13 protein-coding genes are annotated in these 12415 nt (G+C 71.9%); 5 read left to right on the top strand and 8 right to left on the bottom strand.

The window, feature by feature from the left end:
• Together ASF38_RS03530 and ASF38_RS03525 are read right to left on the bottom strand one after the other, a co-directional pair.
• Positions 1-499 (bottom strand): response regulator transcription factor (locus ASF38_RS03530; protein ID WP_369815163.1); only part of this gene is annotated, 499 nt, incomplete at its 3' end.
• Complete coding sequence (locus ASF38_RS03525) at positions 496-1635, bottom strand: cell wall metabolism sensor histidine kinase WalK (RefSeq protein ID WP_055963234.1); 1140 nt, start codon at positions 1633-1635, stop codon at positions 496-498. The genes ASF38_RS03525 and ASF38_RS03530, both read right to left, overlap by 4 nt.
• A 133-nt stretch (positions 1636-1768) precedes the next feature.
• Between ASF38_RS03525 and phoU the strand changes: the two genes are divergently transcribed.
• The gene (phoU, locus tag ASF38_RS03520) at positions 1769-2419 is read left to right on the top strand and encodes a phosphate signaling complex protein PhoU (RefSeq protein ID WP_055963237.1); all 651 of its coding nucleotides are present in this window, start codon (positions 1769-1771) and stop codon (positions 2417-2419) included.
• A gap of 142 nt (positions 2420-2561) precedes the next feature.
• Here phoU and ASF38_RS03515 read toward each other — a convergent pair whose 3' ends face one another.
• On the bottom strand, positions 2562-3128 hold the full coding sequence (locus tag ASF38_RS03515) for a hypothetical protein (RefSeq protein ID WP_055963240.1): 567 nt from the start codon (positions 3126-3128) through the stop codon (positions 2562-2564).
• A 183-nt stretch (positions 3129-3311) separates the two neighbouring features.
• Between ASF38_RS03515 and ASF38_RS03510 the strand changes: the two genes are divergently transcribed.
• Positions 3312-3797 (top strand): CarD family transcriptional regulator, encoded by a 486-nt coding sequence (locus ASF38_RS03510; RefSeq protein ID WP_055963243.1) that lies wholly within the window; start codon positions 3312-3314, stop codon positions 3795-3797.
• Between the two features lie 65 nt (positions 3798-3862).
• On the opposite strand, the gene ispF is transcribed toward ASF38_RS03510, so the two are convergent.
• Both ispF and ASF38_RS03500 read right to left on the bottom strand, forming a co-directional pair.
• Positions 3863-4345, bottom strand: a complete 483-nt coding sequence (ispF, locus tag ASF38_RS03505) for a 2-C-methyl-D-erythritol 2,4-cyclodiphosphate synthase (protein ID WP_056573648.1) — start codon at positions 4343-4345, stop codon at positions 3863-3865.
• 17 nt (positions 4346-4362) lie between these two features.
• Entirely contained in the window at positions 4363-5637 is a 1275-nt protein-coding gene (locus tag ASF38_RS03500) for a peptidase C39 family protein (protein ID WP_156366763.1), read from the bottom strand.
• A 92-nt stretch (positions 5638-5729) separates the two neighbouring features.
• On the opposite strand from ASF38_RS03500, the gene cysS reads away from it, so the two are divergent.
• Together cysS and rlmB are read left to right on the top strand one after the other, a co-directional pair.
• Positions 5730-7178: a cysteine--tRNA ligase gene (cysS, locus tag ASF38_RS03495; protein WP_056573645.1), complete on the top strand. Its 1449-nt coding sequence runs from the start codon at positions 5730-5732 to the stop codon at positions 7176-7178.
• Complete coding sequence (gene rlmB / locus ASF38_RS03490) at positions 7178-8125, top strand: 23S rRNA (guanosine(2251)-2'-O)-methyltransferase RlmB (protein WP_055963255.1); 948 nt, start codon at positions 7178-7180, stop codon at positions 8123-8125. The genes cysS and rlmB overlap by 1 nt, the downstream gene beginning before the upstream one ends.
• A gap of 318 nt (positions 8126-8443) precedes the next feature.
• Here rlmB and galE read toward each other — a convergent pair whose 3' ends face one another.
• Positions 8444-9460 (bottom strand): UDP-glucose 4-epimerase GalE, encoded by a 1017-nt coding sequence (galE, locus tag ASF38_RS03485; RefSeq protein ID WP_055963259.1) that lies wholly within the window; start codon positions 9458-9460, stop codon positions 8444-8446.
• Between the two features lie 86 nt (positions 9461-9546).
• Here galE and ASF38_RS03480 point away from each other — a divergent pair, with 86 nt between their 5' ends.
• The gene (locus ASF38_RS03480) at positions 9547-10026 is read left to right on the top strand and encodes a CoxG family protein (protein ID WP_056573641.1); all 480 of its coding nucleotides are present in this window, start codon (positions 9547-9549) and stop codon (positions 10024-10026) included.
• A 10-nt stretch (positions 10027-10036) separates the two neighbouring features.
• Here the strand turns inward: ASF38_RS03480 and ASF38_RS03475 are convergent, their stop codons facing one another.
• Together ASF38_RS03475 and ASF38_RS03470 are read right to left on the bottom strand one after the other, a co-directional pair.
• Positions 10037-11164 (bottom strand): LLM class flavin-dependent oxidoreductase, encoded by a 1128-nt coding sequence (locus tag ASF38_RS03475; protein WP_056573638.1) that lies wholly within the window; start codon positions 11162-11164, stop codon positions 10037-10039.
• 65 nt (positions 11165-11229) lie between these two features.
• The coding region (locus ASF38_RS03470) for an SfnB family sulfur acquisition oxidoreductase (RefSeq protein WP_056574161.1) at positions 11230-12415 on the bottom strand (1186 nt) is incomplete at its 5' end.

Genomic DNA, 12415 nt, shown 5'->3' with positions numbered 1-12415 from the left:
TGCGCAGGAAGAACTCGAGCAGCTCGAACTCCTTGAGCGGCAGTCGCACGGTCTCGCCGTCGACCGACACCAGGTGGCGCTCGACGTCCATGCGCACGCGGCCCGCCTCGAGCACGGCGTCGTCGTCGATCTCGTCGGTCGCGCCGCGGCGCAGGACCGCGCGGATGCGGGCCACCAGCTCGCGCGGCGAGTACGGCTTGGTGACGTAGTCGTCGGCACCGAGCTCGAGGCCCACCACCTTGTCGACCTCGGTGTCCTTCGCGCTCACCATGATGATCGGCACGCTTGACGTCTGTCGCAGCTGACGGCACACCTCGGTGCCGGGCAGCCCGGGCAGCATCAGGTCGAGCAGCACGATGTCGGCGCCGTTGCGCTCGAACTCGGTCAGGGCGTCGGGTCCCGTCTCGGCGATCGCGACGTCGAACCCCTCCTTGCGCAGGACGTACGACAGCGCTTCGCTGTAGCTGGTCTCGTCCTCGACGACCAACACTCGTGTCACGGGATCTCCTCATCGAGGTCGTGCTGGAAGCGGGGGAGCACCAGCGTGAAGGTGGAGCCAGCGCCGGGCTCGCTCCAGACGTCCACGGAGCCGCCGTTGCTGGCGGCCACGTGCTTGACGATGGACAGGCCGAGCCCCGTGCCGCCCGTGGCGCGGGCGCGGGCGGGGTCGACCCGGTAGAAGCGCTCGAAGATCCGCTCGAGCTCGGGCCCGGCGATGCCGATGCCGTTGTCGGCCACGCTGATGCGCACGTCGTCACCGTCGAGCGCGGCGGTCACCGCCACCTTGGAGCCCTCGGGGCTGTAGGTCACGGCGTTCTCGACCAGGTTGCTGACGGCGGCGTGCAGCTGGGCGCGGTCGCCGTGGACCATCAGGTCCGGCTCGACCGACCGCGCGATCTCGATCTGCTTGCGCTCGGACTCCGTGGCTGAGTGCTCGCAGGCCTCGGCGACGAGCTCGTCGACCTTCACGGTGGCCGCGTCCTCGCTGGCGACGTCGTTCTGCAGGCGCGACAGGTCGATGATCTGCTGCACCAGCCGGGTGAGACGTTCGCTCTCCGTCTGCATGCGCGAGGCGAACCGCACGACCGACTCCGGGTCGTCCTTGGCCTCGGAGACGGCCTCGGCCAGGAGGTTGAGCGCACCCACCGGTGTCTTCAGCTCGTGGCTGACGTTCGCGACGAAGTCGCGGCGGATGTTCTCGACCCGCTGCTGGTCGGTGCGGTCCAGCGCGAGCACGATGATCAGCCGCGACGTGAGAGGGGCGACGCGGACCTGCACGTGGGCGGGGGTCCCGCGTCGGCGCTGCAGGGTCAGGTTGGACTCACGCACCTGACCGTCGCGACGTACCTGCTGGACGAGGCCGCGGATGTCCTCGGACTCGATGCGGTTGTCGCGCACGATGCCGAGCGCCACGGCCGGGGCCGACGCCTGCAGCACCTCGTCGGACGGGCCCAGCAGGACGGTGGTCGACGACAGGACCGACAGCACGGCCTCCGCGCCCGGGGGCACGAGGGGAGTCGGCTCGTCGGGAACGGCGTTCTGGCGGCGTTCGCTGAACAGCCACAGGAAGGTCACCGCGGCACCGAGGGCGGTGCCCACGGCACCGGCGACGACGAGACCCGCACTGATGTCCACGCCCCGATGCTAGGCCCATCGTGAGCAGCCACCCGTGCCCGAACCCCCTCTGACGTGCGCCTTTCTGCGGCTGTTCACACCTCGTTCACCAGGCGTCGCCATCCGTTCACCGGCTTCTCCTAGGGTCCCTCTCATGCGTGATGCGTATTACGAGCAGCTCGACACGATCGTCGACGACCTGGTCCAGCTGACCGGGACCGTCCGCAAGGCTGTCGCTGCCTCCACTGCCGCCCTGCTCAACGCCGACGGCCCGCTCGCCGAGCAGGTGATCGCCGGCGACAAGCAGATCGATGAGTCCACCGAGGAGATCGAGGAGCGTGCTCTGCTCCTCCTCGCCACCCAGCAGCCAGTCGCGACCGACCTGCGGCAGCTGGTCGCCACCCTGCGGATGCTGACCGACCTGCAGCGGATGGGCGACCTCTCGGTCCACGTGGCGAAGGTGGCGCGCATGCGCATGCCCGACGTCGCCGTGCCCACCACCCTGCAGCCCACGATCATGGCGATGGCCTCGGTGGCCGACCAGATGATCCACGCGGCGTCGCGCATCGTCGCCAACCGCGACATCGACGCCGCCACCAAGCTCGAGGACACCGACGACGAGATGGACCGTCTCCGCAAGGACCTGTTCCGGGCGTTGCTCGGCGGGACCTGGGAGCACGGCATCGAGCCGGCGATCGACCTCGCCCTCCTCGGCCGCTACTACGAGCGCATCGGCGACCACGCCGTCTCCATGGCGCGCCGGGTGGTCTACCTCGTCACCGGCGAGCTGGCACCGGGCGTCTGACGCCCGCGGGGCCCCCACGACGAAGGGCCGTCCGCGATCCTCGGGGGGATCGTGGGCGGCCCTTGTCGTCGTGGCGGGGCGGGGGAGGGCACGAAGGCGTCGATGCCTCCGGTCACCGTCCGGTCCCGGGAGTACCGCGGGGTCAGCCGGCCGGGTTCTCCTCGGCCTCGGCGGCCTCCTCGGTGGCCTGCTGCTCGTCCGTGGTGTCGCTCGGCGGGGTCTCGGCGACGTCGGCGTAGCTGGCGTTGCGTGCGACGACGGGGACGGAGATCTCGACCTCGCCCGCGTCGGAGAAGGTCAGGGTGACGTCGGCGTACCGGCCGACCGGGAGGGTCGCGCCGTCGATGCCGGCGAGCTCACCGGCCCGACCGATCGTGAAGAGCTGGCGGGGCGCGAGCTCGACGTCGGTGGCCGGGTCGGCCGTGACGGAGCCGGAGCCTCCGAGCGGCGTGATGGTGACCGACTCGAGCGTCTGCGGGGAGTCGGTCGTGTTGAGCACGCCGGCGGAGAAGGCGAGCGTGTCGTCGCTGCCGGCGACGAGCAGCGCGTTGTAGAGCTGGACGTCGCCGGTGCGCAGGTTGGCGCCGATGCCGGGCTGGTACTGCTGGTTGGTGGCGGCGCCACCCCCGGTGCCGCAGGCCGAGAGGCCGAGCGAGGCGGCGAGGATCATGCTGGCGGCCGTGAGACGGCGCGTGCGAACGGTGGGCACCGGGCACCTGCTTCTGCGTCGGGGAGGGTCGTCGTGCGGATCATATCGGAGCGCGGCGACCTGCCGGGGTCCGGCCCCGCGGCGATCGGAGCGGGCGGAACCTACCGCTCGGGAGCCTGGAACGCCCGGAATAGCCGTCCGTGGCGCGTGTTAAACTGATCACCTACGAAAGGTGCCGCGTTTATGACTTTCACTGTCGGCGAGACGGTTGTGTACCCCAATCACGGGGCCGCAGTCATCGAAGACATCGAGAAGCGGACGATCAAGGGGGAAGAACGGGACTACCTGGTCCTGCGCATCGTTGCCCAGAACGACTTGGTGGTTCGTGTTCCTGCCTGCAACCTCGACCTCGTGGGCGTCCGCGACGTCGTCGACGCCGACGGCCTCGAGCGCGTGTTCGGCGTCCTGCGGGCCGAGCACGTCGAGGAGCCGACCAACTGGTCGCGTCGCTACAAGGCGAACCTGGAGAAGCTGCACAGCGGCGACGTGCTCAAGGTGGCCGAGGTCGTGCGCGACCTGTGGCGCCGTGACCACGAGCGGGGCCTGTCGGCCGGCGAGAAGCGCATGCTCGCCAAGGCTCGCCAGATCCTGGTCTCCGAGCTGGCTCTCGCGGAGAAGACCAACGAGGACAAGGCCGAGCTGCGGCTCGACGAGGTCCTCGCCTCCTGAGCCGATCGATCCTCGACGGCCCTCGCCCCTTCCGGGCGGGGGCCGTCGTCGTTCTCGGGTCGCGCTCAGGCCCGGGCGACCAGTGCGGTGGCGATCGCGGCCACGCCCTCGCCCCGCCCGGTGAGGCCGAGGCCGTCGGTCGTGGTGGCGGAGATGCTCACCGGTGCGCCCACGACGTCAGAGAGGTGCGCCTGGGCCTCGTCGCGTCGCGGCCCGAGCCGGGGCGTGTTGCCGACGACCTGCACGGCGACGTTGAGCACGGTGAACCCGGCGTCGGCCAGCAGCCGCACGGTCTCGGTCAGGAAGGTCGTGCCCGAGGCGCCCGCGAACCGGGGATCGGCCGTGCCGAAGCGCGACCCGATGTCGCCGAGGCCGGCGGCCGAGAGCAGGGCGTCGACCATCGCGTGGCTCGCCGCGTCGCCGTCGGAGTGCCCCTCGAGCCCGGCGTCCTCACCCGGCCACTCGAGACCGGCCAGCCACATCGCGCGTCCGGGCACGAGGCGGTGGACGTCGGTGCCGATGCCGGTGCGCAGGTCGGGCAGGCTCATGGGTGCATCCTGCCCGACTACCAGCGCGCGGTGTCCGGTGGCAGCTTCTTGCTCGTCGGTCGGATCACGTAGGAGATCGCGCCGCTGCCACCGAGCCACGCCTTCTCGAACTGCGCCCGGTCGTACACGCGACGCACCGAGGTGTTGCTCGGAGCGGCCGGGTCGTTGACGATCACCTTGCCGGTCGAGGTGAAGCCCACGATCACCATGAGGTGGCCCGGGGTCGAGGAGATGGGCGCCCCGGACAGACCGCCGCGCGACCACGCGAGCGAGGCGACGACGGGGATGCCGGCCTTCACGAAGGCCTCGGCGTCGCGCAGGTTGGCCAGCCGGGTGACGAACGCGTCGAAGCCGAAGCGACCGGCGTACGCCGTGTTGAAGGGCCAGTTGCCGGTGCCGCCGTAGGCGTAGTCGTACGTGTAGGTCGCGGCGTGGTCGACCCACGGGTCGGCGCCGGCGATGCCGCCGGTGTCGGGCGTGCCCGGCCGGTCGCCGAAGAAGCGGAGGACCATCGAGGTGGAGGTCGGCGAGCACCAGGCCTCGCCGCCGTTGCCGAACTGCGGGTAGTGGCCGCGGTGGATCATCTGCGAGTACTTCGGGACCTTCAGCTCGACCGTCTTCGTCATCGTCGTGCGGCTCGTGGTCACCGAGCGCGACGTGAACGTCGAGGCGATGGCGCCGGCGGACTGCAGCGTCGGGGAGCCCGTGGTGCCGGGCTTGCGGAAGAGCATGACGCGCAGCTGGTAGCCGTCGAAGCCACCGGCCTTGGTGGCCATGAGCGTGTCGACGTTCATCTTCGCGAGGTCGTCGGACTGAGCCGGGTAGGAGGTGCGCTTGACGTCGGAGGCGCTGAAGGCCCAGGCGCCGACGCTGTCCCAGCTGCCGACGGTGGAGCCGGAGCGGACCCGGGCGTCGACGCGGATCCAGGTGCCACGTGGCGTGGTCGCGTTCCACGACGGCACGAGGGCCTTCGCCTTGAACCCCGTGGACGCCCACGGGCTGGTCCAGGAGCCCCACTCGTAGGTCGTGGCCCCTCCCGAGGTGTGCGGGTCGTCGTAGCCCCAGCGGTTGGTCGTGCTGCCGAGCCGCACCTCGTTCGACGCGACCGTGGTCGCCACCCGTGCGCCCTTCGACAGCTCGGCCGAGCTGGACCAGCGGGTCATGAGGGAGGCGTCGGACGCGGCCTGTGCCGGGGCCGCGGGAAGCAGCACCAGCGAGGTGACGAGTGCGGTGACAGCGGCGCCGACGACCGTGGACGGTCGACGAGCAGCATGCCGAAGGGGAAGAGGCATCCCCCGAGGGTAGGTGACGCCTGGGGTGCGTGGGGCGGTTGTGGCGAATCCACGTGGCGGGAACGGTGCCGGCGGGCCGATAGGATCCGGGGGTGAGCCTGCGCCTGTACGACACCGCCACCCGGCAGCAGCGCGACCTCGACCCGGTCGTGCCCGGCAAGGTCGGCATCTACCACTGCGGCCTCACGGTGCAGGGGCCGCCGCACATCGGGCACATCCGCAAGGAGGTCGTGTTCGACGTCCTGCGCCGGTGGCTCGAGCGCGCCGGCTACGACGTCACGATCGTCGCGAACGTGACCGACATCGACGACAAGATCCTGGCCAAGGGCGAGGAGCAGGGCCGGCCCTGGTTCGCGGTGGCCTACGAGAACGAGCGGGCGCTGCACGCCGCCTACGAGGTGCTGGGCTGCCGCCCGCCCACCTACGAGCCCCGCGCCACGGGCGTGGTGCCCGAGATGATCGAGCTGATGGAGACGCTGATCGAGCGCGGCCATGCCTACCCCGCCGCGGACGGATCGGGTGACGTCTACTTCGACGTCCGCTCCTGGGCCGACTACGGCGAGCTGAGCAACCAGAGCGTCGACGACATGCAGGCCGCCCCCGACGCCCCGGCCGACGGGAAGCGCGACCCCCGCGACTTCGCGCTCTGGAAGGGTCACAAGCCCGGCGACCCGGAGTCGGCGTCGTGGCCCACCCCGTGGGGCCGTGGGCGCCCGGGATGGCACCTCGAGTGCTCCGCGATGGCCGCCAAGTACCTCGGCACCGAGTTCGACATCCATGGCGGCGGGCTCGACCTGCGCTTCCCGCACCACGAGAACGAGATCGCCCAGTCGCGCGCCGCCGGACAGCCGTTCGCGCGCCTGTGGATGCACAACGCGATGCTCAACCTCAGCGGCGCGAAGATGTCCAAGAGCGTCGGCAACACGCTCATGGTGAGCGAGGTCGTCAAGCGGGTGCCGGCCATCGCGCTGCGGTACTACCTCGTGGCGGCGCACTACCGCTCGATCATCGAGTTCACCGAGGAGTCGCTCGCCGAGGCCGCCGTGGCGTTCGAGCGCATCGAGGGCTTCGTGCGGCGGGCCGACGAGGCCGTGCGCGCTGCGGCGGGCGGCGACGTCGAGCCAGGTGAGGTCGGCGACGCCTTCGCCGCCGCCATGGACGACGACCTGGGCGTGCCGGCGGCGCTCGCGGTGCTGCAGGCGGGCGTCACGCAGGGCAACACCCTGCTCGCGTCGGCGGCCGACGGCCCCGAGCTGCGCACCGTGCTGGCCACGGTGCGCGCGCAGCTCGACGTGCTCGGGCTCGACCCGCTCGGCGAGCACTGGACGTCGGCCCAGGGTGCGGGGGCGGGCGCGGCCGAGGGTGCCCTGGCGCCGCTCGTCGACGCCCTGCTCGAGCAGCGGCAGGAGGCGCGGGCGGCGAAGGACTTCGCCACCGCCGACCGAGTACGTGACCAGCTGGCTGCGGCCGGCATCGAGATCGAGGACACAGCGCAAGGCCCCCGGTGGTCCGTGCAGAGCTGGTCCGTGAAGGGACGATGATGGCCGGCAACAGCCAGCGCCGAGGCGCGATCAAGAAGACCGGCAAGGGCAACCCCACCGCCGGGTCCGGCGGCCGACGCCGCAAGGGCCTCGAGGGCAAGGGCCCCACGCCGCGTGCCGAGGAACGCCCCAACCACAAGGCGTACAAGATGGCGCGCGCCACCGACAAGCGCGAGGCCGCGCGCCCCAAGCGCAAGAACAGCGACGGTGGCCCGGAGTGGGTGGCCGGACGCAACAGCGTCGTCGAGCTGCTCCGTGCCAAGGTCCCGGTGGCCGGGCTCTACATCGCCGAGGGCGCCGAGCGCGACGAGCGGATCCGCGAGATCTTCAAGCTGGCCGCCGACCAGCACGTGTCGCTGCTGGAGATCGGCCGCATCGAGATGGACAAGCTCACCGGTGGTGCCGTGCACCAGGGCGTGGCCGCCAAGCTCAACGCCTACGACTACGCGCACCCCGACGACCTGCTCGCGCGTGCTGCCGAGCAGGGCGTCCCGCCGCTCATCGTCATGCTCGACGGTGTCACCGACCCCCGGAACCTCGGGGCCGTGGTGCGGTCGGCGTCGGGCTTCGGAGCCCACGGCGTCGTCATCCCCGAGCGTCGGGCCGCGCAGATGACGGCCGCGGCCTGGAAGACGTCGGCCGGGGCGGCGGCGCGGGTGCCCGTGGCGCGTGCCACCAACCTGACCCGTCAGCTCAAGGCCTACCAGGAGGCCGGGCTCATGGTCGTCGGCCTCGCTGCCGACGGCGACGTGGCTCTGCCCGACCTCGACCTCGCCGACGGTCCGCTCGTCGTCGTGATCGGCAGCGAGGGCAAGGGCATCTCCCGCCTCGTGGGCGAGACGTGCGACCAGATGGTCTCGATCCCCATGGCCTCGAGCCTGGAGAGCCTCAACGCCGGCGTGGCCGCGGGCATCGCGATGTACGCGATCGCGCAGCGGAGGGTCTGAGGTCCCTTTTGGGCCTGCGGCTGCGCTGCTGCAGCTCGTCGTGGAGGCGGCCTCCGCAAGGGCCTCGACGGAACGGGGCGCCGGGCTCGACCGAGCCTCCCGGCTCCCGGCTCTGCGTTGTGGACAGTTTCGGGGCACCCGGACCCCGGTTGGTGCCCCGAAAGTGTCCGAAACGAAGTGACGGCCCGGGGGCCGAAGCAGCGCAGCCCCGGCCCCGCGTCTCGGACAGGTGCGGGGCACGTGGGCCCCAGTTCTTGCCCCGAAAGTGTCCGAAACAGGATGACGAGACCCCGGAAGTGTCCGAGACGGGGTGACTGGTCAGGCGTCGTAGCCCTGGGGGTTCTGCGACTGCCAGGTCCAGGTGTCGCGGCACATGTCGTCGACGGTGCGCGAGGTCGTCCAGCCCAGCTCCTGCTCGGCCTTGCTCGGGTCGGCCCAGAAGGCGGGCAGGTCGCCGGGGCGGCGGTCGACGACGTCGTAGGGGATCTCGCGTCCGCTGGCGCGCTCGAAGGCGTGGATCATCTCCAGCACCGACGTGCCCTGACCGCTGCCGAGGTTCCAGGCGTGCACGCCCGGCTCGTCGGCGAGGATCGCGTCGAGGGCGACCACGTGGCCCTCGGCGACGTCCTGGACGTGGATGTAGTCGCGCTCGCACGTGCCGTCCGCCGTGGGGTAGTCGCCGCCGAAGACCGACAGCCGCTCACGTCGGCCCACCGCCACCTGGGCGATGAACGGCACCAGGTTGTTGGGGGTGCCCTGCGGGTCCTCGCCGATGCGGCCGGAGGGATGGGCGCCCACCGGGTTGAAGTAGCGCAGGAGCGCCACCCGCCAGGCGGGGTCGGCCGCGGCGACGTCGGTGAGGATGCGCTCGGTCATGACCTTCGTCTGGCCGTAGGTGCTCGAGGAGTCCAGCGGCTGGAAGTCCTCGACGTAGGGGACCGGTGCCTTCTCGCCGTACACGGTGGCCGAGGACGAGAACACGAGCGTGCGCACGTCGTGGGAGCGCATGGCCTCGAGGAGGGTGAACGTGGATCCCATGTTGTTGGCGTAGTACTCGAGCGGCTTCTGGGTGCTCTCGCCGACCGCCTTGAGCGCGGCGAAGTGGATGACGGCGTCGAACCCGCGACCCAGCACCGCATGCGTCGCCGTGCGGTCGGTCAGGTCGACCTCGTGCAGAGCGACGTCGCGACCAGCGAGCTCGCCCACGCGACGCACCGCCTCGGCCTTGCCGTTGACGAGGTTGTCGACCACCTCGACGTCGTGACCCTGCTCGAGGAGGGTGAGGACGGTGTGGGAACCGATGTAGCCGGCACCGCCGGTGACGAGGACACGCATGGCGTCACGCTACCGAGGCGCCGGCAGCCGACCCAGCCTGCCGTCGCCGACGCGCGGTCCGGTGCTTCTGCGGGCAGGATCGACGCATGACCTGGTTCTCGTCGAAGCGTTCGTCGTCCGCCGTCATCACGGCCGACCGGGAGCAGGTGTGGGCGGTCCTCACCGACCCCGACGCCGTGGCCGACATGACGCCGCTCGTGCGCAGCATCGAGGTCGACGGCGACCACTGGCGCTGGTCGATGGACGAGGTGCCCGGCCTCGGCGTCAGCATCGCGCCCGCGTTCACGGTGCGCATGGAGTCCGACGAGCCGAGCCGGCTGTCCTTCACGCACGACCCGCCCGAGGGCGAGCGTGAGCGGGCCGGCGTCGAGGGCGTCTACACGCTCACCGAGCACGAGCAGGGCACCCTGCTCGACATCGACCTCGAGGTCCGGGTCGACCTGCCCCTGGCGAAGCTGGCCAAGCCCGCGGTGAGGACCGCGATGGACGGGGTCCTCGCGACCATGGGTCGCGGCTTCGGCCGGGCCCTGCTCGACCGCCTCGACGCCGACCAGGTCGACGCCTAGGCGCGCGGCGTCACTCCGCGAGCCCCCGAGCGCTCAGGATGGGCCGGACGCCCTCGGCGAACCAGTAGGCCTCCTCCACGTGCGGGTAGCCGGAGAGGACGAACTCCTCGATGCCGATGTCGGCGTACTCGCCGATGAGGTCGGCGACCTCGCCGTGGCTGCCGACGAGCGCCGTGCCCGCGCCGCTGCGCACCAGTCCCACGCCCGCCCAGAGACCGGGGTGGATCTCGAGGCTCCGGGCGCTCGTGGGTGCCACCCCGCCGTGCAGCTCGCGCATGCGTCGCTGGCCCTCCGACTCGCTGTCCGCCAGAGCCGCCTGCGCCTTCGCGACGTCGGTCGGGTCCAGCTCGGCGAGCATGCGGTCGGCCACCGCCCAGGCGTCCTCGCTCGTGTCGCGGCTGATGGTGTGCAGCCGGATGCCGAAGCGCACCTCGCGACCCTCGTCGGCCGCGAGCTTGCGGATCCACGCGATCTTCTCGGCGACCGCGTCGGGCGCCTCGCCCCAGGTGAGGTAGGTGTCGACCTGCCGCGCGGTGACGGGTCCGGCAGCCGCGGACGAGCCACCCAGGTAGATCGGTGGCACCGTGCCCGGCTGTCGAGTGCGGGCGTCCTCGACGTCGTAGTGCTCACCGGTGAACGACGAGCCGGCCTCGGTGAAGGCGTCGCGGAAGACCTGCAGGAACTCCTCGGCCCGGCGGTAGCGGTCGTCCTTGGTGACGCGATCGCCGAAGCGCAGCTGCTCGGACGGGTCACCGCCCACCACGACGTTCAGCAGGAGGCGGTCGCCGGACACGCGCTGGAACGTCGACGACATCTGCGCGAGCAGCGTCGGACTGATCAGGCCCGGGCGCAGGGCGATGAGGAACTTCAGCCGGCTGGTGTGCGCCAGCAGCGCCGATGCGACGACCCAGGCGTCCTCGCACGGGGTGCCGGTCGGGGTCAGGACCCCCTCGAAGCCGAGCCGCTCGGCGGTGCGGGCGACGTCGACGAGGTAGTCGAGGTCGGGCTCGCGGTACCGACCGGCGGTGTTCTCGGCGCCACCGCCGCGCGCCACGTCGGCCGGCACGGAGTGCCCACCGCCGACGAGGGTGCGACTGTCGCCGGTGGTGGGCAGGAACCAGTGGAACGTCAGGCTCATGAGACGAGCATGACGCCGCGACAGAAGGTGGACCGCTGGTCCCACATCCCGGACTCGTCCACCGACTACACCTGCGCCGTGCGTGGCGGGGGTGTCCCGGCGACGGCCCATCGGCCCAGGTGCTGCAGCTTCCAGCGCACGGGGTCGTGGAGCGTGTGGGTGCGTGCGTTGCGCCAGTGCCGGTCGTGGGCCCCGGTGGCCGTGCCGCGTGCGGCCGAGCGGGTGCCGCCCAACTCGAACCCCACCGACGTGACCTCGAGGGCCGCTCGGTCGCCCAGCACCTTCGCGGCGGCCACGGAGAGCGACGCCTCGGTGGCGGCCGCGTCGGACGGCTCTCGCCACGTGGCGTCGACGGCGCGTGCGGCGACGTCGAGCGCGGCCTCGGCGGCACGGACGGCCACCTCCAGCTCGCCGTAGCGCTGGACGAGCAACGGATCGTCCTGTGCGCGGTCGACCCCGGACTCGAACCAGGGCCGCGAGGACGTACGGGTGAAGGTCGCCGCGTCGGTCAGCGCGCCTCGCGCGATGCCCACGTCGATCGCTGCGTGCAGCAGCTGGGCGAAGGCCCCGTAGCCGTGCGGACCGCCGACCGCGGCCTCCCGCTCGGCGACGTGGGTCAGTGGGACGCGCACGGCGTCGAGCCGCACCGTGCCGCTGGCGGTGGTGCGTTGGCCGAGGGCGTCCCAGTCGTCGATCACCGAGACGCCGGGCGTCTCGGCCGGCAGGAACGCGATGCGGTCCGCACCGTCACGGTCGCGGGCCAGCACGGCGAGCCAGTCGGCCAGCACGCTCCCGGTGGCGTAGAACTTCTCGCCGTCGACCACGGCCCACCCCTGGTCGTCGATCCGGACGCGGGTGGCGATGTCGGTGACGGTCGCTCCCGTGCGCTCGGACTGCGCGTTGGCCACGCGGGCTCCCCTGAGGACGTCCCCGAACAGCTGCTCCTGGAGGGCGGGGGACCCGGCGATCTCGGCGAGTCGCAGGTACACGAAGTGGCTCTGGGGCACCTGCGCGACGCTCGGGTCGACCGTGGCGAGCAGCCGCAGGAGCTCGGCCGCCTCGACTGCCCCGCCGCCCGGTCCGCCGTGGGTGGCCGGCACCGTGACGGCCAGGGCGCCGAGCGCGGACAACAGGTCGAGCTCCGCGCGCGGAAGGGCCCGCTCCCGGTCGCGCTCGCCCGCTCCTGCGGCGATGGTCGGCAGGTGCTCGGCGACGGCCACGACGAGCTCGGACGGCGGGACGGTGCTCACG

It is taken from the genome of Aeromicrobium sp. Leaf272, from assembly GCF_001422865.1.
Taxonomy (GTDB): domain Bacteria; phylum Actinomycetota; class Actinomycetes; order Propionibacteriales; family Nocardioidaceae; genus Aeromicrobium.
The sequence above is the reverse complement of the archived record's forward strand: the minus strand, read 5'-3'. Positions and strand labels throughout refer to the sequence as shown.

What these genes read in the sequence shown, in the direction of transcription:
- ASF38_RS03480 (WP_056573641.1), top strand. Translation starts at nt 9,547, where the DNA reads ATGACCTGGTTCTCGTCGAAGCGTTCGTCGTCCGCCGTCATCACGGCC.
- galE (WP_055963259.1), bottom strand. Translation starts at nt 9,460, where the DNA reads ATGCGTGTCCTCGTCACCGGCGGTGCCGGCTACATCGGTTCCCACACC.
- ispF (WP_056573648.1), bottom strand. Translation starts at nt 4,345, where the DNA reads ATGAGCCTGCCCGACCTGCGCACCGGCATCGGCACCGACGTCCACCGC.
- ASF38_RS03510 (WP_055963243.1), top strand. Translation starts at nt 3,312, where the DNA reads ATGACTTTCACTGTCGGCGAGACGGTTGTGTACCCCAATCACGGGGCC.
- phoU (WP_055963237.1), top strand. Translation starts at nt 1,769, where the DNA reads ATGCGTGATGCGTATTACGAGCAGCTCGACACGATCGTCGACGACCTG.
- ASF38_RS03500 (WP_156366763.1), bottom strand. Translation starts at nt 5,637, where the DNA reads ATGCCTCTTCCCCTTCGGCATGCTGCTCGTCGACCGTCCACGGTCGTC.
- rlmB (WP_055963255.1), top strand. Translation starts at nt 7,178, where the DNA reads ATGGCCGGCAACAGCCAGCGCCGAGGCGCGATCAAGAAGACCGGCAAG.
- ASF38_RS03475 (WP_056573638.1), bottom strand. Translation starts at nt 11,164, where the DNA reads ATGAGCCTGACGTTCCACTGGTTCCTGCCCACCACCGGCGACAGTCGC.